Raw genomic sequence first — 22,582 nt, 5'->3', positions numbered from 1 at the left:
GGAGACACGTCAATGCCATTCGTTACTGTTAAACTAACCCGAGAAGGCACGGAGCCCGGCGTCGATCGCACGACGGCCGCGCAGAAGGCCGAGATTTACAAGGGCATCAGCCAGGTTCTGTTCGATGTGCTCGGCAAGCCGCCGGAATGGACCTGGGTGGTTGTCGAGGAAGTGGAGATGGAAGACTGGGGCTGGGGTGGCATGCCCGTTGCCGAGTATCGCAACAAGCTGGCCGCACAAGGTTCGGCTTCAAAGAAGCTCCACGAAGATGGCACTAGCAACTGAACTTGCCGGTGCATCCTGAGAAGCGGAGCCTCCTTTGAGGCTCCTAGCAAACGCAGCATGGGGCATGTCGTCGCCGGCAGTATCAATCGGGCGCAAGCCGAACGAGAACGACGGCAGAAAAGCGATTGGTCACTACCGCATCGAAAAACAACAGCGACTTTGGACCGGACACATCAGGAGGTTGAAATGAAAGTTCTCATGGTTTTGACGTCGCACGATCAGCTTGGCAGTACCGGTCGCAAGACCGGCTTCTGGCTGGAAGAACTGGCGGCACCGTACTATGCATTCAAGGACGCCGGCGCAGAAATTACCCTCGCATCGCCCAGGGGCGGCCAGCCGCCACTGGACCCGAAGAGCGACGAGTCTTCTTTCCAGACCGACTTGACCCGGCGCTTCAATGCCGACGAAGCCGCCAAGGCGCAACTCGCCGACACGGTGCGCCTCAGCAGCGTGAAGCAGGAGGACTTCGATACGGTATTCTATCCGGGCGGCCATGGGCCGATGTGGGATCTCGCTGAGGATCCGGACTCGATCAGCCTGATCGAATCCTTCGTCGCCGCCGGCAAGACCATCGCTCTTGTATGCCATGCGCCTGGCGTTCTGCATCGTGTGAAGAACTCCGACGGCACGCCCTTCGTAACCGGACGGAGCGTGACTGGCTTCACCAACGGCGAAGAGGAAGCTGTCGGCCTGACCGAGATCGTGCCGTTCCTGGTGGAGGACGAGCTGCTGAGCCTCGGGGCCATCTTCTCGAAGGTCAAGGATTGGGGTGTCCACACCGTCGTCGATGGCCGATTGATCACGGGGCAGAATCCGGCGTCTTCCGGCCCAGCTGCCGAACTTCTGATCGAGGCGTTGCGCAAGCAAGGCAAGTAGCGCCTGCGCACGGAACAAGCGAGGAGCTTGCCCGCGCCGAAATCGTTCGCAACTGCGAGTTCCAACCATCACAGCAGCATCAGAAAACAGGCCGGGGCGGCATCGACAGCCCCGGCTTCCCATTTGAAAGTCACGGCTACACAGCTGGAGGCCTTGGTTATCCCGGTTCATTCTTGACACGACAGTCAAACCTGGTGATCGTACCAAAGAAGGGCCACGGACGCTGCCGCTGAGGGCCAAAGAATGATCGACCTCCATTGCTCGAACACTTCGAACAGGCGGAAGATCACGGCCTCTCCAGAGAAGATGCGGCAGCATTATCGCGTCGCTCTGGTTACCGAGAATGGCAAGAAGGGCCTCTTCGCTCAGACGATAAAGACCGTTGGGGAGCAGTGACCATGGGCATGGTGCTCTATGAACTCGCCGGAAGCGATGACAATCTGCTTTTCAGCCCGCATTGCTGGAAGGTGCGCATGGCGCTTGCGCACAAGGGGCTTACAGCGGAAAGCCGGCCTTGGCGCTTCACGGAGAAAGACGCCATCGCCTTTTCCGGACAAGGCTTTGTGCCGGTGCTGGTCAATGGCACCGAGACAGTGAGCGATTCCTGGCACATCGCACAGTATCTGGAAGCGCGATATCCGAACACGCCCACCCTGTTCGGAGGCGACGCTGCCGCGCAACTCGCCGGCTTCATCAATGCCTGGGCCGATAAAACCTTGCTGCCCCTGATCGCCCGCATCATCCTGCGCGACATTCACGACTGTCTGGCGCCGGTCGATCAAGCCTATTTCCGCACATCGCGCGAAAAGCGTTTCGGCGAGAGCCTCGAAGCCGTCGTCACCGATCGGCCGGCTCATCTCTCGGCATTGCGGAGCGCCTTGTCGCCGCTGCGGCATGTCCTGAGGGAACGCGCCTACCTATGCGGTTCGGAGCCCGCTTATGCCGATTACTGCGTGTTCGGCATGTTCATGTGGGCACGCTGCTCGAGCCCGGCCGAGTTGCTCGCAGCCGACGATCCGGTCTTCCATTGGCGTGATCGCCTTCTCGACGCATTCGGCGGGCTCGCCCGCTCCGCCCCACATGTTCCCGCCGAAGAGGCACGGTCATGACAAGCGTCACAGGGATCGAAGACTTCCTCCGGCGGGCCACCGACAAGATCCGCTACGTGGCCTAAAACGAAACCGTTCCTGTTATGCAGGTACTCACGTTTCCGCCGATCCATATCGCATCGCTGTCCTGTACCACGCGGACGCGCCCTTCACGTCCAAGGACGGTCCCTTGGGCCGCAATGTATGCGGTTCCGGCGATGCCGCTGCCAATCAGCCAGCGCGCTATTCCCGCATTGAGACTGCCGGTTACGGGATCTTCGAAACCGGCCGCCGTGAATGCCCGAACCTCAAAATCCGCCTCCCGGCCATCCTCGTCCGGATGCCATGGGGCACAGACCCCAACTCGAATGCCGGAGATTGCCCGGAAGTCGGGCTTCAAAGCGAGAACATCCCTGCGGCTTTTGAGGAGCAAGGCCAGCCATCCCGGGCCGTTATCCACCCATTGCGCCGCAACGACATCTTCGGGCGAAAGATGGAGGCCACTCAAGATTTGCTTGAACAAGGCCGGTTCGAGGTCGCCTTGCCGCACGAGCGGTGGAGCTGCAAACGCCAGGCCATCCTCAAACTTTCGCACGCGAATGAGACCGGCCGCACATTCCTGAACGATATCTCCCTTCGCGCCCTCTCCCCGAGCGACGAGCCATGCGTGGCAACTGCCAAGCGTGGGATGTCCCGCAAACGGCAGTTCAGTCTGGGGAGTGAATATCCGAACGCGATAATCGGCTTCCGGATGCTGTGGGCGCAAGAGAAAGGTCGTTTCGCTCAGGTTGGTCCAATTTGCAAAGGCGGCCATCTGCGCATCCGGCAAATCATCTGCGTCCATGACGACGGCCAGAGGGTTACCCCGCAGGGGATGAGAAGAGAATACATCGACCTGCTGAAAGCTCAGCGTTCGTGTCTGTTTTCCTTGCATGGAATCCTACCTCGCTTGTATCTTTGACAGCGTACTTTGCCAAAGATGGCTGTGCAGCGTCGGCAAGTTTCCTATCCCGCCTGGCTGCCGCTTCGGAGGCAAAATTCCAAACTTAAGTTAAGCTTTCGTGACGGGTCGTTGCCGCAGGTTCCTTGTCGCCATCTGGTCGCGCCGCAGGCAATCAAGAAAGGTTCTCGGCAGTCTCCCACCTTTCCTGCGCGCGTCAGGCAGATCGACTGACAACACACAGTCATTATGAGGGTAGCGCCCAAAAGATCATGAAGTCCGGGCTCAGCAGCGATTCCCCCAGGTTTTGTCCAGATATTATGGCCAGATATCCGAGGGTTAGTGAAAGTACAATTACTAGCAGCCACTTAGACTGGAACGCCGCATTTTTTAGCTCACTGCTTGCGGCGAGGCTACCAACCAACAAACAGAGCAGGCCAGCTGCAGTCGTAGAACTGAGAAAGAAGGCAGAGCCCCACATCCCGACTTCGAGTAGATAGAACTCAAACAAAAATGAGATAGCGATAGACAGCAATACAGAAAAACCGAAGATAGCGGTATAAGTCAACCGTCTGCCACCTTTCGACTTTTGCAATTCCTGCCCGAAAATCGACCTGTAGGCACCCGTCATCGGCTATGGTTCCCCTCAAGAGATACACTGAAACGCTGTTGACGTGAAAGATAGATGGAACACATTCATGGTCTATAAGCCCTCTGCCTTACGCATGAGCTGCAATGCAGTGACAAGGCTCCATTCTCGTACAGCGACGAATAGATAGGGGCTATCACCTGCTGATATTTTAAGATGAATATGAAAACCGGGCCGCCAAGCAACGAGACCATGATAACGACAGCTGCAATAGACCTGAGAAAACGGGTTTTCAGCCTGTTAGACATGTTGCCTCGCTTGATACGGCGATCTTGCGGGAAGATGGCGCATACGTGAAAGCGAGGCTGACCAATATCCCGACAATGGGGCAGAAACCTTTTGAAAGTTGTCGCCGGCAATGTATCGTTGCTACTGATGACTGGGATCTTTCGCTGGAGCCGCGCCCGCGCGATCGGTCCAGGACGGCGGCGCTCCGAACTCGCCGGCCACCACACCGACAAGACCCTTCGTGCCGCCAAAAGCCTCACACGCGGCATATTTTGGCTTCCCGCCCAGTGTGGCTTTGATCTGATCCGAAGACGGCAATGAGAGCTTGAAGCCGCCAGGCTGCTTTCCGTCTTTGAGCATTTCTGCAAACTGATTGCCGAAACTGGATGCGAGGCTGTATGCGTCCCCCACATCCGACACTCGCGCGCCGGTCGTGAAAGAATTGGCTCCTCGCGCCCAAATTATTGCAGCGCGTTGAACGCCATACGCATCGACCGCCTCGCCTTCGACCGCCAATCCTCCGAACCCGATAGGAAGACGCGGTATTCCAAACCCTATGACGGCACTGGATCCAAGGGAGGCCGCCTTCGATATTCCGGCGACCTTCTTGTTCGTCGGAACCATATCGCTGATGACCGCTTTGACGGTCAGATCCGCCGGCTGGCCGAGTGGGACGATCTGATACTTGTTGCTCAGCGCGATACACAGGGCACGATTGATGGCATTGGAGACAAGTGCCCGATCCTGCGGATCCTTGATTTGAGCGCCGGCATTAAACCCATAGCTTGTCGGAAAAATCTTGACGGTGCGAACGTTGGCCAGTCCGTTCTTGTCAACGAAAGTTCGAGATTTGCTTGTGTTTCCCTTTGCTGGACCGAGATTTTTATAGGTTGTCAGCGTGCCGGCGTCCTTAAGGGGAATACTGCTGCACCCCACCATCACCATCGCTATAGGCAGGACAAAAAGGGGAGCTACCTTGAAGGACATCACCGCCCCCCTTTTGCGCCAGTGATGGTACACGGGTCCAGGCATCGTCAAATTCGGTTCCATTCGTTTCCCTGCAGCTATCGAAATGATGGAGACGATTTAACCGGGGATCATTGTGATAGTCTGACGTGAAGCCTCGGCGGCGGCGTTATGTGATAGGCTGGGCCGCGCTGCAGAGGTCCTTCCGCAGGTGTTTACGATGGCGACGGGGCTTCGATGATTGGTTGCCATCTGTCTCACCACCCAGGCCGCCCCTTGCGGCTTGGCACGACAAATAAGCATCAATTTTCTCTCATCAGAAAGCCGACACCTCTGATATTGCGGATCGTCACAGCCGATCCGGCATCAAGCAGCCTTTTTCTTAGTCTGGAGACATGAGCGTCCAGTGTGTTCGACTGTATCTCCTCCTCATAATTGTAGACCGCCGATTCGAGGACTGTGCGTGTCGTCGTCTTTCCCTGGCGCTTCGCCAATGTGAGAAGCACGAGGAGTTCTCGTCTCGGCAGTTCGAGCGCCACCCCTGCAACGGTGGCGCTGAAATGCAGTGCATCTATGGTTAGATCGCCGACCGTGATTTGCGGAGCCGCTATGTGCGGCGGGCGACGAATGACTGCGCGTAAGCGAGCCATAAGCTCGTCTACCAGAAATGGCTTTCCAAGATAGTCGTCGGCGCCAGCGTTGAGCCCGTCGATCCGCTCCTGCGGGTTGTTTTTAGCCGAAAGAACGATAACAGGTGTATCAGAGCCCCTAGCTCTCAGTCGCGGAATGATCGTCAAACCCTCGCCATCAGGCAGATGACGGTCCAAGAGAATAGCATCATAGACGTGTTGACACGTGAGCTCGAACGCATCCTCCAGAAACTTGGTATGATCTATGACAATGCCCTGTTTCGCGAGTACCGCCGCAAGGGCAGCAGCCATCTGCTCCTCATCCTCAACAAGCAAAATCCTCATTATGATCAGTTCCTGCCGATGGGGTGAACTGGTGCATTTCTCGCACGCTCCTAACGACGACAGCTACAGGATCTGCTGTCCTGTAAGCGCATTCCATTAGCTGCATCACATGAGATCATCGGATGATGATCGCATGTATATGGCAGGAAAGGAAATTCCCGATTGAAGGCATGCTGGCTTGTTGCTCGAACTACGTGCCATATTGGCCTATGGAAAGTGTATTGGCGGCAGCCCGCATATACGATCTTTGGCAACAGAGCATCTACCGTCCATTATCAAGAGATCGACATGTTAGACTCGACAGTTGTATCGCTTCCAATGGGCGTTCATGCGTATGTTCCGAAGTTTCAAAGGATCTAAGTCACTGTTCGTGTCTCGAAACTGCAACATTGGGCATATCTGTTGCGAAGCCAGAGAGCTTTTCACTATACGCATATGGAGGCGCTGCATGCACCAAACACAATTATGTCGACGGAACCAACGCTGTACTTAGTCGACTTCGATCGCATGAATCGATCAAATGAATACAAGATCAAACCTATTGCTCGTAATTCGATTATGAGGATGGCAAATCTAAGGCGCTAGACTGCCCGGCAGCCACACGGCTCACCTTGCCATAAGATGGACCGCATCAGCAAACCAGCCAATTGATTTCCATGGGGAATTTTCCGCTTTTCAGCCCTGTTCCAAACGCTAACGGCCGAGCTCGCCACGGCGCCTCGAGCGAAGGCCGTGACGGCATCTTGCTCTTTGGTAAGCATTGCCGGATCTGAGGTCACTCGCTACGCCGGAGGCTCATTCGACGGGATCGTCAGGGTCATAACGCAGAATGTCGCCCGGCTGGCATTCAAGAAAGCAGCAAATTCGTTCGAGCGTATCGAACCTCACTCCCTTGACCTTACCCTGCTTCGTCACCGGTTCGCATGCCGCGCCGAGCACATCGCCGGCTGACATCCCCGCGACCCCCATCATTGTCGAGGACATGTTTGCTCGCGCGGGCTGCCGCTTGGGTGGATAGGTGTCGTTTGGAGTGGGAGCAAAGGTGGGCAGGCACGCCCTCACCCATCATTCGCCGACCACATGACAACGCCGTCAATCATCAGGCGGCGCGGCCCAATGCGACATCTATTCTCGACGCCTAGTGGTTGGAGGTCGCTTCCCTTACCGCCAACTCGGCCATAGCGAGAGCAGCCTCACGGGTCTTGGCAGCCGCAATGAAACGGCCATTGTGGCAAAAGCTCGCGCCCTTTACGCCGCAAGCCGCCTCCAGGTCGCCATCGGTCAAACCAGCCCAGGCCGCAGGCAGATCGGCGCGCAGCTCAAATCCCTCGTCCGCGCGACGAATGCCGGTCAGGCACCAATCCTTTTCGCGCGGATGCACGACAAATAGCAGATGATCGGCGCCAGCCTTTACGATGGCGGGACGGAACGGCATTCCCATTCGCAGTTCCAGAATTCGTCCTTCACCCGCATCCCTGATCGCCTGATGCACAAGCGACTCGGCGCGCAGCTTTGCGGCACTTTGAGCAATCTTTGCCTCGACGAAGCTGCGGGCAATGGCGAGTGCGCTGTGGAAGCAGCGATCGTCGGCCTCCGGGTCGGTTTCGTCGAAAACAGGCTTTAGGGTTTCCAGCAATGCCGGCAGAGTGAGCCCGGCCAGCGGCCCCGCGATTGCGGGGCTGATTGCACCATTGTCCATCAGATCGACCGGCAGCACAAAGCTCGCATCGAAGGAGGCATGAACCGCCTCGATATGCGCTTCGGGAAGGCCGCTGGCGACGAGATAATCACGGCCATAGTGCTTCCAAATCAGGCCGAATGAGCTGAACGGCTGACCATCGTCCCGCAACGGCGCGCCGCGCTGATGGTGATCGAAGATCCGTTCTGCGGCATCATATTTTCCACCCACATCGTAGACGATGCGGTCCGCGCCGGGCATGATCCATTCCGGAGCCCTGCTGCGGACGAGGCGAGCCTGCGGGAACAGCCGGGTGAGGATGACGCTGGAAAGTATTTCATCAGCATGAAAGCCACCGGAGTGGGTGATAAGGAAATTTGGAATCATGCCGCGATAAACCTTAATGCTAGCGAAGAGCCCTTTCGGGGTTGGCACCAGATAGCCGCTGCACGATGTCAGCTCAACCCACCAAATTTGCATTTGGCCGCATTAGTCGCTGAGAACAGCCCTCACCACGCACAGGAGTTTCCCTCCGATGTGTCGGCTAGAGTGGCAAGGGATCGAAAAACAGATAGATCTCGGCGATCCTGCCTTGCCGAGCAACAATCACATCCGTGCCCGCATATGCCGGCGATGCGCCCGGGGCGCCTGAGACCCATTGGACGCGGCCCGCCCGATCATGCAGAACTTCGGGTGCCTTTAGGGCCGTGTACCGGAAGCTCGGATGAGTGGCGCGGATCACCCCGGCTATCCGTACGATCTCGTCGCGGCCGCGATAGACGCCGTTCGGTTCATAAAACACTGCGTCCTCCGTGAAAATTTCGTTCACTACCGCACGACGACGGGCATCATCGCCCTCGCCGAACACCTCGTGAAGATTGCGGGTAAGCAAGGTAGCAACGTCATAGGACATAATTGTTCTCCAATGTGAGGATGAAGCTGGATAGCGATCAGATCTTGGCCTCGCCGCCGTCGACGAAACGTTCGATGCGGTTGACGACGATCGAAGCGCCATTATTGGCGGAGGCCTTTGCTGCGGCCGGTCCGATACCGCTCGTGCCGCCTGGCGCAATCGCAGCCTTGTTTTCGAACCTCTTCATCATGGTCATTCTCCTTAATCGCGGTCTAATCGCCTGCTGATGAAGAGCATGCCAGGAGAACGATGATGCAAATAGTCAGTATATATGATATCCATCGTTCCAAATGAGGAACGATGGTGCGAACTGACCTGAACGATTTCGCGTATTTTGCCGAAGTGGTAGCGCATGGCGGCTTTGCGGCGGCAGGTCGCGCGCTGCGCGAGCCAAAATCAAAGCTTAGCCGCCGCGTTGCCGGTCTGGAGGCGCGTCTCGGCGTCCGCTTGATCGAGCGGTCAAGTCGGCGTTTCAGGGTAACCGACGTCGGCCAGAGCTTCTACAAGCACTGTAAGACCATGCTGGCGGAGGCCGAGCGTGCCGAAGCTTTGATAGCGGAAGCACAGTCGGAACCGCACGGTGTTGTACGCATGAGCTGCCCGACGGGGCTTATTGAAGCCATCTCGCCCCTCCTGACGCAGTTTCTCGACCGCTATCCGAAAGTTCGTCTTCAGCTCGTCGTCGCCGACCGACCGGTCGACCTCATCGAAGAGCGGATTGACGTTGCGCTGCGTGTCCGGACTTCGCTCGATAGCGACGCCTCGCTGACGATGCGGTCGCTCGGGGAGTCCGTTCGCATCCTTGTCACCAGTCCGCAGCTTGCAAGCAAGATGGCCGATATCGACGATCTCAAACATTTTCCAACTCTGGCGACCACGGAGGAGCAAGGGGAGATCGACTGGCACCTGACGACAAACGACGGTCGTACGCACATTCTTCGGCATGCGCCGCGAATGGGTTGTGCCGATTTCTCTGCGGTTCGTTCGGCCGCGATCGCAGGATTGGGCGTCGCCTTCCTCCCCGATCATACCTGTCGGCAGGCACTCGACGCTGGTTCGCTCGTTCGCGTCCTGCCGGCCTGGAGTGGGATGCGGGGATTGGTGCATCTGGTATTCACCACCAGACGAGGCCTCCCACCTGCTGTGCGAAAATTCATCGATAGCCTTGCCGCCGGATTTCCGCGTGATGCCCTGACGCGTTGACGGCGTGCCGGAATGCACGGCGATAGCCCTGTGGTTTCGTTGCACCTACAAGCAGCAAACAGCTTCACCGCCAAACCGCCGTCCATCAGCGATTGTTTTCGCTTCATGTAATCTTGTCGCAATTTTCAGCGCCATAGTGCGGCAAACCGGCTTTAGTCGGTGGAGAAGAATTTGATCATCCGAGATATTGGCGCAGTCTTCATTCCCGCCCCGAGATTATCGCCGCCCGAGCATGATATGCACGCCCGCTCGATACTGCACCGCAGGGCGACATGGTCTTCGGCCATCTCTGGACCGTCCCCATGGTCCGCGAGACGAAACTCGTTCTCGATGGCAAGGATTTTGCACCCCGCATGATGCCTATTTCAGCTTCGAGGATCTCGATAGCAACCTCTTGATGATAGCCAAAGTCGATTGACCTGAATTGATCGAGAGACAGTCCGAGGACGAGCGGAGGCGTTAGGCTGTCAGCGCCTCCGACAGATTGAGCTGGATTCGGACGGACGGACCGATGCGCCGATCAGGGTCTTCCGCCAAAGGGGGCTTCGACCCGCATTGCGGGTTCAGATGTGCAGGGCATGGCCAAGTGCTTTCAATGCGGCCTCCTGCAGGCCTTCGCTGCGGGTCGGATGGGCGTGGATGGTGCCGGCGATATCTTCCAGCCGCGCGCCCATTTCGAGCGCCAGCGAAAAGGCACTGGAGAGCTCCGAGACGCCGGCGCCGACAGCCTGCAGACCGAGCACCAGGCTCGTGTCCACGCGCGCCACGGCGCGGACGAAACCGTCTTCCGACTGGGTGGTCATCGCACGGCCATTGGCAGCGAAGGGGAAGAGGCCGACACGGATTTCGTAACCCTGGGCGCGGGCCTCGTCGGGCGAAAGGCCCGCGGTGACGATCTCCGGATCTGTGAAGCAGACGGCGGGGATCGCACGCTTGTCCCAGGCGCGCTTGCGGCCGGCAACGATCTCCGCAACCATCTCGCCCTGTGCCATGGCACGATGAGCGAGCATCGGCTCGCCGGTGACGTCGCCGATCGCATAGACGCCGCGCATCGACGTGCGGCAGCGCTCGTCGATGCGGATGAAGCGTCCGGTGCGATCGAGATCGAGTTCTTCAAGACCCCATCCTTCGGTACGCGGCTTGCGCCCGACGGTGACGAGCACCTTGTCTGCGGCGATCCGCTCTCCCTCGCCGGCGGCGGTCTCGATTACCAACGCCTCCCCGGAATAGCCCTTTGCCTTTGCGCCGGTCAAAACGCGCACGCCCAGTTCATTCAGGCGCTTTGCGACCGGCTTGACGAGCTCGGCATCATATTGCGGCAGGATCTGCGACATTGCCTCGACCACAGTGACATGCGCGCCCATTTTGGCGAAGGCGGTGCCGAGCTCCAGGCCGATATAGCCGCCGCCGACAACCGCAAGCGCGGCCGGAACGCTCGTCAGCGCCAGCGCTTCGGTGGAAGAGAGGACCGCGCCGCCAAAGGGCAGCGACGGCAGCTCGACCGGTTCGGAGCCTGTCGCGATCACAACCGTATCGGCGCGGATGATCTGGGTTCCGGTCTCGGTTTCAACCTCGACGGTTTTGCCGTCGCGGAACTTCGCCTGCCCGTGCACGATCTTGACCTTGGCCTTGCGCAGGAGGCCAAGCACGCCGCTATTCAACCGGCCGACGATGCCATCCTTCCATCGTATAGTCTGGGCGAGATCGAGCCTCGGCGCCTCGACCGTAATGCCGAGCGCATTGGCACTGGTCATTTGGCTGACTTTCTCGAACTCCTCGGCCGCATGGATCAGCGCCTTGGACGGGATGCAGCCGATGTTCAGGCAGGTGCCCCCGGCCTTCGTCGATTCGACGATGACCGTGTCGACGCCGAGCTGGCCGGCGCGAATGGCACAGATGTAGCCGCCGGGGCCGGCGCCGATGACGAGGAGCTTGCAGACGATTTCTTTCATGTCATCAACCTTCGATGAAGATTAGTGCGGGGGTTTCGAGCAGAGCCTTGATCCGCTGCACGAAAACCGCTGCGTCCCAGCCATCGACGATCCGATGGTCGAAGCTCGACGACAGGTTCATGATCTTGCGCGGGACGAACTGCGTGCCGTCCCAGACGGGCCGGGTCATGATCTTGTTGACGCCGACGATCGCCACTTCCGGATGATTGATGATCGGCGTCGTGACGATGCCGCCGAGCGCGCCGAGCGAGGTGATGGTGATCGTGGAGCCGGAAAGCTCCTCACGCGCGGCAGTGCCGTTGCGAGCGGCATCGGCGAGGCGCGTGAGTTCGGCGGCGACGTCCCAGATCGACCGGGCCTCTGCGTGCCGGACGACGGGCACCGTCAGGCCGGACGGCGTCTGCGTGGCGATGCCGATATGGACGGCACTGTAGCGGGTGACGACACCGGCATCGTCGTCGAATGTGGCGTTGACGCCGTGCTGCTCGCCAATCGTCTTGACGAGCGCGCGCATCAGGAACGGCAGGATGGTCAGCTTCGGCTGATCAGACTTGCGGCCGGCATTCATCGTCGCGCGCAGGTCCTCGAGGTCGGTAACATCAACCTCTTCGACATAGGTGATGTGCGGAATGCGCGAGCTTGCCAAACGCATCTTCTCGGCTATGCGGCGGCGCAAGCCGGTCACCTTGATCTCTTCGATGGCAGTCTTGCGAGCAAGCCCGGTTGGAGCAACAGCGGCGGACTGGGCGCCGCGCGCAATGAACTGGTCAAGGTCGTCATGGGTGATGCGACGGGCCGGGCCGGTACCGGTCACCTGGCGCAGATCGACGCCGGCCTCCTGGGCACGCAAGCGGACGGCAGGGGAAGCGAGCGGTCGCTCCGTCGGTTCGCGAGCGACAGCATGCTCGGCGAATTTTTCCGGCTCGGTGATTAAGGCTTCGACCAACGGTCTGGTCGAAGGCGACGGTGCCGACTTCGCCTCTGCGGGCTTGTCTTTGACTTCTTCCACCTTCACCGGCGGCTCAATCGTGGTGGCTCGAGCCTCTTCGGCTCCGCCCTCGCCGGCAACCTCGATGCGCAGCAAGGGTGCTTTGACGGCGACTGTGTCGCCGACCTCGGCGCCGAGCCAGAGGACGACACCATCGACCGGAGAGGGAATTTCCACCGTCGCCTTATCGGTCATGACAGCGGCGAGCACCATGTCCTCACGTACCGGGTCGCCCGGCTTGACATGCCATTCGACCAGTTCGGCCTCGGCCACGCCTTCGCCCACATCGGGCATCTTGATGACAAACTCGCCCATCCTCAGCCCTCCATCACTTCTTTCAACGCCCGGCCGACACGGGCGGGGCCAGGGAAATAGTCCCATTCCTGTGCATGCGGATAGGGCGTGTCCCAGCCGGTCACGCGCACGATCGGCGCCTCGAGACTATAGAAGCAATGCTCCTGAACCAGCGAAGCGATTTCGCCGCCGAAGCCGGAGGTGAGCGTCGCTTCGTGCACGACGACACAACGGCCTGTCTTCTTCACCGACTGGACGATGGTATCGAGGTCGAGCGGCAGGAGGCTGCGCAGGTCGATCACCTCGGCATCGATCCCCGTCTCTTCCGCCGCGGCGAGCGCCACATGCACCATCGTGCCATAGGCGATGACGGTAACCGCACTGCCGGCCCGGCGGACTTCCGCCTTGCCGATCGGGATCGTGTAGTGCCCCTCCGGAACCTCGCCGAGCTCATGTTTCGACCAGGGCGTAACGGGCCGCTCGTGATGGCCGTCGAAGGGGCCGTTATAGAGCCGCTTGGGTTCGAGGAACATCACCGGATCCGTATCCTCGATCGCCGCGATCAGCAGGCCCTTGGCATCGTAGGGGTTGGAAGGCACGATCACCTTCAGGCCGCAGACATGGGTGAACAGCGCCTCGGGGCTCTGGCTGTGCGTCTGCCCGCCGAAGATGCCGCCGCCCGTCGGCATGCGCACGACGATCGGGCAGGTGAAGTCGCCGTTGGAGCGATAGCGGATGCGTGCCGCCTCCTGGGTGATCTGGTCATAGGCGGGATACATATAGTCGGCGAACTGGATTTCGACGCATGGCTTTAAGCCATAAGCCGCCATGCCGATCGCGGTGCCAAGGATGCCGGATTCATTGATCGGCGCATCAAAGCAGCGGGTCTTGCCATACTTGGCTTGCAGCCCCTGCGTGGCACGGAAAACGCCGCCGAAATAGCCGACGTCTTCGCCGAAGACGACGACATTGTCGTCACGCCCCATCGAGACGTCCATGGCGCTGCGCACGGCCTCGATCATTGTCATTCTTGCCATGTCAGTATCCTGCCTTCTGCCGCTGGCGGCGGATATGGGCGGGCATTTCCGCATAGACGCCCTCGAAGATGTCCCGCACCGACGGCTTTCCGCCGGCATGGAGCGTGCCGTGGCTTTCGGCTTGCTTCTGTGCCTCGATGACCTCATCGAGGACCTCGGCCTCCGCCTGGGCGTGGCGTTCTTCAGACCAGACACCGCGCACGATCAGATGCTTCTTCAGCCGCAACACCGGATCACCAAGCGGCCAGGCCTCGGATTCGGTCTTCGGACGGTAGGCACTCGGGTCATCGGATGTGGAGTGGGCGCCGACGCGATAGGTAACATATTCGATCAGCGTCGGGCCGAGGTTGCGCCGTGCGCGCTCGGCAGCCCATTTGGCAACGGCATAAACAGCCAAATAGTCGTTGCCATCGACACGCAGCGCCGGGATGCCGAAGCCGAGACCTCGAGCGGCGAAGGTGCCGGAGCCGCCGCGGGCGATGCCCTGGAAGGTCGAAATGGCCCACTGGTTGTTGACGATGTTGAGGATGACAGGCGCTTTGTAGGTGGAGGCAAAGACCAAAGCGGAGTGGAAGTCGGATTCGGCGGTCGAGCCGTCGCCGATCCAGGCGGCCGCGATCTTGGTGTCGTTCTTGATGGCCGACGCCATGGCCCAGCCGACGGCCTGCACATATTGGGTGGCAAGGTTGCCGGAGATGGTGAAGAAGCCATGTTCCTTTGACGAATACATGATCGGCAGTTGCCGGCCACGCAGCGGATCCGCCTCGTTCGAATAGATCTGGTTCATCATCTCGACCATGGGATAGTCGTCGGCGATCAGCAGCCCCGCCTGCCGGTAGGTCGGGAAGTTCATGTCTCCCTTGTTCAGCGCCTTGCGGAAAGCGGAACTGACCGCCTCCTCACCAAGGTGCTGCATATAGAAGGAGGTCTTTCCCTGCCGCTGCGCCATCAGCATGCGGGCGTCGAAGGCCCTGAGCTTCATCATGTTGCGCAGCCCCGTCAGCAGCTCCTCATCGGAGAGCAGCCCGGCCCAGGGGCCGACCGCCTCGCCGTCGCGGTTGAGCACGCGGATGATGGAATAGGCGAGATCGCGAATCTCTTCCGGTGCCACGTCAATCGCCGGCCGCGGCACGGACCCGGCTTTTGCGATCTTGACGTTGGAGAAATCCGGCTGGCCGCCGGGCCGGACCGCCGGCTCGGGGACGTGCAGGCTCAGATTTGGAACCTCATTCATATCCTGTGATACCTCCCTTGTCGGCCGCCCTGCCCGTTGCTCCCCACGGCAAGCACGGCCGCAGATATTCTACAAATTGCGTGCGATAACGATGCGCTGGACGTCGCTCGTTCCCTCGTAGATCTGGCAGATGCGGACATCGCGGTAGATGCGCTCAACCGGATAGTCCGCCATGTATCCGTAGCCGCCATGAATCTGGATCGCATCGGAGCAGACCCTTTCGGCCATTTCCGAGGCGAACAGTTTGGCCATGGACGCTTCGGTGAGACAGGGTTGTCCTTCCTCCTTCAACTGGGCGGCATGCAGCACCATCTGGCGGGCCACCTCGATCTGCGTCGCCATGTCGGCGAGCCGGAAGGCAACCGCCTGATGGTCGATGATCGGCGAGCCGAAGGCCGTGCGCTCGCGGGCATAATCGCGCGCCGCCTCGAAAGCCGCGCGGGCCATGCCGACGGACTGCGATGCGATGCCGATGCGCCCGCCCTCCAGATTCGACAGGGCAATCCTGTAGCCGTCGCCTTCCTCACCAAGCCGATGATCTGCAGGGATGCGCATGTTGGTAAAGGCGATCTGACATGTGTCCGACGAGTGCAGGCCAAGCTTGTGTTCGACGCGCACGACCTCGTAGCCGGGCGTGTCGGTCGGCACGATGAAGGCGGAAATGCCCTTCTTGCCCGCATTCGGGTCGGTGACGGCGAAGACGATGATGATATTGCCGTTCTTGCCCGAAGTAATGAACTGCTTGGCGCCGTCGATGACATAGTGATCTCCGTCGCGGCGGGCGCGGGTCTTCAGGTTCGAGGCGTCGGAGCCGGCCTGCGGCTCGGTGAGGGCAAAGCCGCCGATCCATTCACCACTGGCAAGTTTCGGAAGGAAACGCTGCTTCTGCTCCTCAGTGCCGTATTTCAGGATCGGCACGCAGCCGACGGAGCTGTGGACGCTCATGATGGTGGAGCAAGGGCCATCACCGGCGGCGATCTCCTCGAGCGCCACGGCATAGGCGATCACGCCCGTTTCCGAGCCGCCATAGGCTTCGGGGACAAGCATGCCGAGGAAGCCGAGCTCACCCATTTCCTTCAGCTCTTCGCGAGGAAACCGGCTTTTCTCATCGCGCGCGGCCGCGCCCGGCGCCAGCCTTTCGCGCGCGAAATCGCGCGCCATATCGCGGATCTGGATCTGGTCTTCAGTCAGGATCATGTCGCGGTCTCCTCCTCGAAACCGTTCAATTCAGTTCGACGGCCATCGCGGTCGCCTCACCGCCACCGATGCAGAGGGTCGCCATGCCGCGTTTCATGCCGTAACGCCTGAGTGCGGAAAGCAGCGTAACAAGCACGCGGGCGCCGGATGCACCGATCGGATGGCCGAGCGCACAGGCGCCGCCATGAATATTGACCTTGTCATACGGCAAGTCGAGATCGCGCATCGCAGCCATGGCGACGACGGCAAAGGCCTCATTGATCTCGAACAGGTCGACATCCCCAAGGTTCCAGCCAGTGCGTTCGCCAAGCTTACGCAGCGCACCGATCGGTGCCGTCGCGAAGAGATTGGGCGCCTGCGAATGCGTGGCGTGGCCGACGATGGTGGCAAGCGGAGCGATGCCCTCGCGCTCGGCCTGAGAGCGCCGCATCAGCACCAGCGCGGCAGCACCATCTGATATGGAAGATGCGTTCGCAGCGGTCACCGTGCCGTTTTCGCGAAAGGCCGGCTTCAGCGTCGGAATCTTCTCGAGCTTCGCCTTGCCGGGCTGCTCGTCACGGCTGACGACCAGCTCGGACCGCCCCGCCTTTACGGTGACGGGCACGATCTCGGCGTCGAAGGCGCCCTCTTCAATCGCATTGCGGGCGCGGGTCAAAGATGTGACGGCGTAGTCGTCCTGCGCAGGGCGAGTGAACTGGTAGGCCTCGGCGCAGTCCTCCGCGAAGGTGCCCATGAGGCGTCCCTTGTCATACGCATCCTCCAGCCCGTCCAGGAACATATGGTCGATGACACGGCCGTGTCCGAGCCGGTAGCCGCTGCGGGCCCGGTCGAGGAGGTAAGGTGCATTCGTCATGCTCTCCATGCCGCCGGCGACGGCGATCGAAGCGCTGCCGGCGCCGATAAGATCATGTGCCAACATGACGGCCTTCATCCCCGAACCGCACATCTTGTTGACGGTGGTCGCCCCCGTGGCAAACGGCAGACCCGCCGCGATCGCGGCTTGCCTGGCCGGCGCCTGGCCTTGTCCGGCCGGAAGAACGCAACCGAAAACCGTCTCATCCACGGCGTCAGGGCTGATGCCGCTGCGCTCAAGCGCGGCGCGGATGGCAGCCGCGCCGAGTTCCGCTGCGGTCGAATCTCTGAAATCCCCCTGAAAACCGCCAATTGGCGTACGGGCCGAGCCAACGATGACGATCGGATCCTGTAGCGTCATATCAAAACCTCCCGTAATGAGCCTGTCTCAGTGCGGCGCCATGCGCAACGCACCATCGAGGCGGATGACCTCGCCATTCAGCATGACGTTTTCACAGATGTGGCGCACCAATCCGGCGAATTCCACCGGCCTCCCAAGACGCGTCGGAAAGGGCACGCTCTTGCCAAGCGATTCCCGTACCTCTTGCGGCATGCCGGCCATCATCGGCGTCTCGAAGATGCCTGGCGCGACCGTGACGACCCGAATGCCGCTGCGAGCCAATTCCCGGGCGATCGGCAGCGTCATGGCCGCAACGCCACCCTTGGAGGCCGCATAGGCCGCCTGACCAACCTGCCCATCGAAAGCGGCGATCGATGCTGTGTTGACGATGAGGCCACGCTCGCCCTCCGCATCAGGCTCATTCTTGGCGATTGCCGCTGCGGCGAGCCGGATCATGTTGAAAGTGCCGATGAGATTGATGCCGATCGTGCGAGCAAAGCTGTCAAGCCGGTGCGGGCCATTGCGACCGATCACCTTTTCGCCCGGAGCGACGCCGGCGCAATTCACCAACCCATGCAGATGGCCGAAGCGCTCCTGCGCCGTGTCGATCGCGGCCTGCGCGTCCCCCTCCTCAGTGACATCGGTCTTGATAAAGGCTGCGCCGGCTCCAAGTTCAGCGACAATGCCGGCGCCTGTGTCCGTATTGAGGTCGGCGATCACCACATTCGCGCCCTCGCCCGCTAGCATCCGCGCGACCGCTGCACCAAGGCCCGAACCGCCACCGGTGATGACGAAACTCTTCCCACGGATCAACATGGTCGCTCTCCTCCAGCGCCTTCGATTTCAATAGGGCGACCTCAAAGCACCGAACGCTCGCCCGCCGTATTGCATCCTCCCGGCAGGGCGCGATTTGCTTGGCGCCTTGCCCTACTCTATCTCCGTGCGATATTGCATACGATGACAGAAGCGTCTCAAACTATCGGCCAGTTTTACCATATTTCACAGGGCATGACGATGACGGAAGCCGCACGGCGGATGATATCACCCTTCTTCGTGAAAGAGGCGCTCGATTGCGTTCGACGACAGGGAAAATCGCCCGAGCGAGTGCTGACTTCGCTCGGCCTGTCTACCCGGATGGACGCGCCGATTTCGGCAGAAAGCTATGGTGCACTGTGGCTCGCGATTGCGGCCGAGATGGACGACGAATTCTTCGGCATGGGCAGCAGGCCGATGCGGCGCGGCAGCTTCACGCTGCTCTGCCACTGCGTGTTGCATGCCAAGACCCTCGACCAGGCTCTGCGGCGCGCGCTGCGATTTTTGAACGTCGTGCTGGAAGACCCGCAAGGGCATCTCGAAATTGCCGATGGGCTGGCGCAGATCGTGCTGACGGATTCGGCAAGCGCGCGCTCCGCCTTTGCCTACCGGACCTACTGGATCCTGCTGCACGGCATTACCTGCTGGCTCATCGGGCGCCGCATCCCCCTCCGGATGGTCGATTTCCGCTGCGCCGAGCCCGATCACGGAGCAGACTATCGACTTTTCTTCGGCGCACCCGTGCGCTTCTCGCAGCCGGTCAGCAGGCTCGCTTTCGATGCCTCCGTCCTGAAACTACCGGTGACACGCAACGAACAGGCTCTGAAACAGTTTCTGCGCAATGCTCCCGCCAACATCCTCGTGCGCTACCGCTATGACGCCGGCCTTGCCGCGAGCGTTCGCGAGCGGCTGCGGCAACTGCCGCCTGCGTCGTGGAAAGCATTCGATGATTTGGCTGCGCAGATGCGCATGTCACCCTCGACGCTGCGGCATCGCCTGCAGGCCGAGGGCCAGAATTACGCAGCCATCAGAGACGAAATCCGCCGCGATCTTGCAATCGAGATGCTGCAGACGACCGAGTTCGGAGTCGGAGAGATCGCGACACGCCTTGGCTTTTCCGAACCCAGCGCCTTTCATCGTGCATTTCGGAAATGGACAGCAAGAAGCCCGGCCGCATTTCGAAGAGAGACGACTGCGCGAGGCCCATGATCTCTGCGGGACTGCCGATGCGGATCGGCCATGCGCAACTCGTTATGAGGTCGGCATGGCCGAATTTTCGTTACCGCCGCGCTCTCAGGCCCAACAACTCTTCAGACGGGGCATTGATGGCCCGAAACAGCACCGCACCGGCGACTGCGACGCCATTGCGCAATTCCGGCGAAGCGACGAGATTGCGGCTGTCCTTGCCGGTTGGAAGGAACCTTAGTGCGGAAGTGGGCCGTTCGAAACCGGCAAGCAAGCGAAATGCGGGGATTCCACGCTCCGCAAAATTGACGTGAACTGACGGGACTTCACTCAACTTCAAGCCGAAGTCTGAATCCGGCCGAGCCTGACCCGTCAGTGAAAACATCGTTCCATTTGAAGGCTATATGAGGTTTGCCGGCTTCATCCTGCTTGGGCACGCGCGTCACGCCAAATGATGCGCGCGAGGCACCGCATGTTGTCCAAACCGCCTTGACGCCAGCCGGCATGAGACGTCATCGAAATGCTATTGGGCCTTCCCCATCGCCGCCAAATCCGGATCTCCGACGCTGATTACCGTCAATCGGTGTCGGTGTTCGTCACGGGCGGTCCAACTGATCGATTGACCAGCGGAAAGGCCGATCAGTGCCGTTCCGATCGGGGTTAGAATAGAAACCCTCCCAAGCGAAATGTCCGCCTCGCCGGGATAGACCAGCGACACGCGACGTTCCTGCCCGTCGTCCGAGTGATATTCCACCGTCGAGCCCATCCGCACGATACCTCGCGGCATGGCTTCGTCGCTGACCACATCAGCTCTGTCGAGCTCAACCAACAATTCCTCCGCGATGATCGGCGAACGATCGGAGATCGCTTCCGCGAGTTTCGTCAGCCTATCGCGATCCGTCCGACAGATGGCGATACTGGGTTTGCCCTGATGCAGGCCGATTTTCTGATCTTTTGCCATGGAGATGCTCAAGCTCTTGCCAATCGAATGTTCCGAAAAGCGCAGCTTTGCCGCGAGCTAAGACGGAACTGAAGGAGGGAGGACATTACGCAAGCCCCGCACTTGGAACAGAGGCCAAGCCGGGGCTAGTTTCCCGCGATGGGAAACGGCCGATGCGTTAGGCAAGACGCAAATATGCGGCGCGAGACGTTCATGCATGTATCGTTGGATTTAAAGGAACGTTTGTCAAGCCTGACCAATCAGGCGTATGCCATCCACCGACGACCGGTTGCAACGTCTGGCATTCGGGGGCAGACGATTTGGCTGTGAAATGACCAAAGGAGCGATCGGCCTCTTGTTGCCGCGTCACTCCTAAACTGGCGTTGTGTCGAGAGATACGGCGAGAATTAAACTTCGTCTCCCGGCATGATATCCATTGGGATGGGGCAGACATAAGGCTTGCCTTCCGTCTTCTCCAGCCACTCTGCTTTGGCCTGAGCCAATAGCGACGGTGACGTCATTAGCGAGAGGCCGGTTGTCGCAAGTGCCTTTGCAGCATGCGCCATAGCCTTGTGAGCGACAGCGCTCTTTCCCTGGGCTACGACCTGCCAAGTATGAGGGTTGGTGCCAATTGCCCAAGCCGGCGTCCAGCATTGCGCCGTCGGCACCACCCAGCTGACGTCGCCGACATCGGTCGATCCGGCGCGGAAATGCGACTGGCCTTCGAATTCGCGCAAGCCGAGATGCAGCGGCGTCGATCCGTCGATCTTCGCATTGGAAAAGACATCGCCCTTGATCTGGTAAAGCCGGATGCTGCTCTTGATCGCTTCCTCCGCAAAGGTTTGCTGGATCGACTTGGCGAAGGCAAGATCCGCTTCGTCGAAGGCGATCGGTCCCAACACCGTCATGTTCTCATGCATGGCGGTTTCGAGTGTGATGTTTGGCAAAAGATTGGTCGATGCAGTATCGAAGACGATCTCCACCTCCGTCTCCGTCATCATGGCAGCACCGCGCGCTACTTTTTCGACGCGTTTGGCAAGATCCAGCGCCTGCGGCATTTCCGGAGCGCGGATCAGATAGAGCACCTCGGCCTTTGCCTGAACGACATTCGCGGCCCTGCCGCCGGTATCGGTGATCGCATAATGCACGCGGCAGTCTTGCGGCATGTGCTCGCGCAGGAAGTTGACGCCGACATTCATCAGCTCCACCGCATCGAGCGCCGACCGGCCGAGATGGGCGGCATTCGATGCATGCGCGGCCATGCCCTTGAAACGATAGTAATATTCGATGACCGCAAGATTATTGGTCGAGCGGACGCCATTGAAAGGCGCGGGATGCCAGGTCAGAGCGGCATCGACATCGTCGAATAGACCTGCGCGCACCATGAAGGTCTTGCCCGAACCGCCCTCCTCGCCCGGGCAGCCGTAATAGCGGACGGTGCCGGGAAGATTGTTCGCCTTCATATGGCGGGCAAGTGCAATCGCCGCCATCAGCGAGCCGACACCGAGCAGGTTGTGGCCGCAGCCATGTCCTGTGGCGCCCTCTATTACGGCTTCGTGCGCGGCGACGTTCGCGATCTGGCTCATGCCGGCCAGTGCGTCGAACTCGCCGAGGAAGGCAACAACGGGCTTGCCTTCGCCAAAATCGCCGATAAAGGCCGTCTCCATACCTGCCACGCCATGCCGCAGTGAAAAGCCATTATCTTCCAGCGTCTTGGCAAGGAGTTCGGACGAACGCGTCTCTTCGAATTTCAACTCGGCGAAATCCCAGATGCTGTCGCTCAGCTTGGTGAAATCCGGTTTCATCACCTCGATCGCTGCGGCAATCGATTGTACGGCCTCTTGGTTCATCGCTCGTCCTCGTATCGTGTTTGCGCCTTCGAAGGGCGCAGAAAGCCGCTCGCCGAAAGGCACTGGCTTTTTCTGAAAAAATGAGCTGCCCGCGCCTCCA

Annotated in this window: 23 protein-coding genes; 6 read left to right on the top strand and 17 right to left on the bottom strand. The window is 60.0% G+C overall.

The annotated features are described in order from the left end of the window. The first annotated feature begins 12 nt into the window (after positions 1-12). From QD409_RS22670 to QD409_RS22655, 4 genes are all read left to right on the top strand, one after another. On the top strand, positions 13-285 hold the full coding sequence (locus QD409_RS22670) for a tautomerase family protein (RefSeq protein ID WP_092853086.1): 273 nt from the start codon (positions 13-15) through the stop codon (positions 283-285). A gap of 186 nt (positions 286-471) precedes the next feature. Further along, positions 472-1,161, top strand: coding sequence for a type 1 glutamine amidotransferase domain-containing protein (locus QD409_RS22665; RefSeq protein ID WP_092853088.1), 690 nt, complete (start codon positions 472-474; stop codon positions 1,159-1,161). Between the two features lie 243 nt (positions 1,162-1,404). Next, positions 1,405-1,557 (top strand): hypothetical protein, encoded by a 153-nt coding sequence (locus QD409_RS22660; RefSeq protein WP_159432195.1) that lies wholly within the window; start codon positions 1,405-1,407, stop codon positions 1,555-1,557. A gap of 2 nt (positions 1,558-1,559) precedes the next feature. After that, a complete protein-coding gene (locus QD409_RS22655) occupies positions 1,560-2,270 on the top strand; it encodes a glutathione S-transferase family protein (protein ID WP_430763717.1) in 711 nt (236 codons plus the stop codon). Between the two features lie 61 nt (positions 2,271-2,331). On the opposite strand, the gene QD409_RS22650 is transcribed toward QD409_RS22655, so the two are convergent. From QD409_RS22650 to QD409_RS22615, 8 genes are all read right to left on the bottom strand, one after another. Next, positions 2,332-3,183: a PhzF family phenazine biosynthesis protein gene (locus QD409_RS22650; RefSeq protein WP_092853092.1), complete on the bottom strand. Its 852-nt coding sequence runs from the start codon at positions 3,181-3,183 to the stop codon at positions 2,332-2,334. 253 nt (positions 3,184-3,436) lie between these two features. Then, positions 3,437-3,820, bottom strand: a complete 384-nt coding sequence (locus QD409_RS22645) for a hypothetical protein (protein WP_092853094.1) — start codon at positions 3,818-3,820, stop codon at positions 3,437-3,439. A gap of 387 nt (positions 3,821-4,207) precedes the next feature. Continuing rightward, positions 4,208-5,053: a DUF3313 domain-containing protein gene (locus tag QD409_RS22640; protein ID WP_430763716.1), complete on the bottom strand. Its 846-nt coding sequence runs from the start codon at positions 5,051-5,053 to the stop codon at positions 4,208-4,210. A gap of 281 nt (positions 5,054-5,334) precedes the next feature. Next, positions 5,335-6,006 carry a response regulator transcription factor gene (locus tag QD409_RS22635; RefSeq protein WP_092853096.1) on the bottom strand — a complete coding sequence of 224 codons (672 nt, stop codon included), beginning with the start codon at positions 6,004-6,006 and terminating at the stop codon, positions 5,335-5,337. Between the two features lie 795 nt (positions 6,007-6,801). Further along, complete coding sequence (locus QD409_RS22630; protein WP_425348557.1) at positions 6,802-6,960, bottom strand: helix-turn-helix domain-containing protein; 159 nt, start codon at positions 6,958-6,960, stop codon at positions 6,802-6,804. Positions 6,961-7,144: 184 nt separating this feature from the next. Next, a complete protein-coding gene (locus tag QD409_RS22625) occupies positions 7,145-8,071 on the bottom strand; it encodes an MYG1 family protein (protein WP_092853099.1) in 927 nt (308 codons plus the stop codon). Positions 8,072-8,228: 157 nt separating this feature from the next. Next, complete coding sequence (locus QD409_RS22620; RefSeq protein WP_092853101.1) at positions 8,229-8,597, bottom strand: nuclear transport factor 2 family protein; 369 nt, start codon at positions 8,595-8,597, stop codon at positions 8,229-8,231. 37 nt (positions 8,598-8,634) lie between these two features. Then, positions 8,635-8,787 (bottom strand): hypothetical protein, encoded by a 153-nt coding sequence (locus QD409_RS22615; protein WP_159432196.1) that lies wholly within the window; start codon positions 8,785-8,787, stop codon positions 8,635-8,637. A gap of 110 nt (positions 8,788-8,897) precedes the next feature. Here QD409_RS22615 and QD409_RS22610 point away from each other — a divergent pair, with 110 nt between their 5' ends. Further along, positions 8,898-9,800 carry a LysR substrate-binding domain-containing protein gene (locus QD409_RS22610; protein WP_092853103.1) on the top strand — a complete coding sequence of 301 codons (903 nt, stop codon included), beginning with the start codon at positions 8,898-8,900 and terminating at the stop codon, positions 9,798-9,800. A gap of 563 nt (positions 9,801-10,363) precedes the next feature. Here QD409_RS22610 and lpdA read toward each other — a convergent pair. The 7 genes from lpdA to QD409_RS22575 all read right to left on the bottom strand — a co-directional run bounded on the left by lpdA (position 10,364) and on the right by QD409_RS22575 (position 18,510). Next, positions 10,364-11,752, bottom strand: coding sequence for a dihydrolipoyl dehydrogenase (gene lpdA, locus QD409_RS22605; protein ID WP_092853105.1), 1,389 nt, complete (start codon positions 11,750-11,752; stop codon positions 10,364-10,366). Positions 11,753-11,756: 4 nt separating this feature from the next. Further along, positions 11,757-13,055, bottom strand: a complete 1,299-nt coding sequence (locus tag QD409_RS22600; protein WP_092853107.1) for a dihydrolipoamide acetyltransferase family protein — start codon at positions 13,053-13,055, stop codon at positions 11,757-11,759. Between the two features lie 2 nt (positions 13,056-13,057). Beyond that, entirely contained in the window at positions 13,058-14,071 is a 1,014-nt protein-coding gene (locus QD409_RS22595; protein WP_092853109.1) for an alpha-ketoacid dehydrogenase subunit beta, read from the bottom strand. A gap of 1 nt (position 14,072) precedes the next feature. After that, the gene (locus QD409_RS22590) at positions 14,073-15,305 is read right to left on the bottom strand and encodes a 3-methyl-2-oxobutanoate dehydrogenase (2-methylpropanoyl-transferring) subunit alpha (protein ID WP_092853110.1); all 1,233 of its coding nucleotides are present in this window, start codon (positions 15,303-15,305) and stop codon (positions 14,073-14,075) included. Between the two features lie 69 nt (positions 15,306-15,374). Beyond that, on the bottom strand, positions 15,375-16,502 hold the full coding sequence (locus QD409_RS22585; protein WP_092853112.1) for an acyl-CoA dehydrogenase family protein: 1,128 nt from the start codon (positions 16,500-16,502) through the stop codon (positions 15,375-15,377). Between the two features lie 25 nt (positions 16,503-16,527). Beyond that, positions 16,528-17,715: an acetyl-CoA C-acyltransferase gene (locus tag QD409_RS22580; protein WP_092853114.1), complete on the bottom strand. Its 1,188-nt coding sequence runs from the start codon at positions 17,713-17,715 to the stop codon at positions 16,528-16,530. Between the two features lie 27 nt (positions 17,716-17,742). After that, positions 17,743-18,510, bottom strand: coding sequence for a 3-hydroxyacyl-CoA dehydrogenase (locus QD409_RS22575; protein ID WP_092853116.1), 768 nt, complete (start codon positions 18,508-18,510; stop codon positions 17,743-17,745). 141 nt (positions 18,511-18,651) lie between these two features. Between QD409_RS22575 and QD409_RS22570 the strand changes: the two genes are divergently transcribed. After that, a complete protein-coding gene (locus QD409_RS22570; protein ID WP_425348556.1) occupies positions 18,652-19,716 on the top strand; it encodes an AraC family transcriptional regulator in 1,065 nt (354 codons plus the stop codon). 499 nt (positions 19,717-20,215) lie between these two features. On the opposite strand, the gene rnk is transcribed toward QD409_RS22570, so the two are convergent. After that, positions 20,216-20,653 carry a nucleoside diphosphate kinase regulator gene (rnk, locus tag QD409_RS22565; protein ID WP_092853124.1) on the bottom strand — a complete coding sequence of 146 codons (438 nt, stop codon included), beginning with the start codon at positions 20,651-20,653 and terminating at the stop codon, positions 20,216-20,218. 386 nt (positions 20,654-21,039) lie between these two features. Next, positions 21,040-22,482 (bottom strand): M20 family metallopeptidase, encoded by a 1,443-nt coding sequence (locus tag QD409_RS22560; RefSeq protein ID WP_092853126.1) that lies wholly within the window; start codon positions 22,480-22,482, stop codon positions 21,040-21,042. Positions 22,483-22,582: the final 100 nt, after the last annotated feature.

Source organism: Rhizobium sp. BR 315 (assembly GCF_050577975.1).
Classification (GTDB): domain Bacteria; phylum Pseudomonadota; class Alphaproteobacteria; order Rhizobiales; family Rhizobiaceae; genus Rhizobium; species Rhizobium miluonense.
The sequence above is the reverse complement of the archived record's forward strand: the minus strand, read 5'-3'. Positions and strand labels throughout refer to the sequence as shown.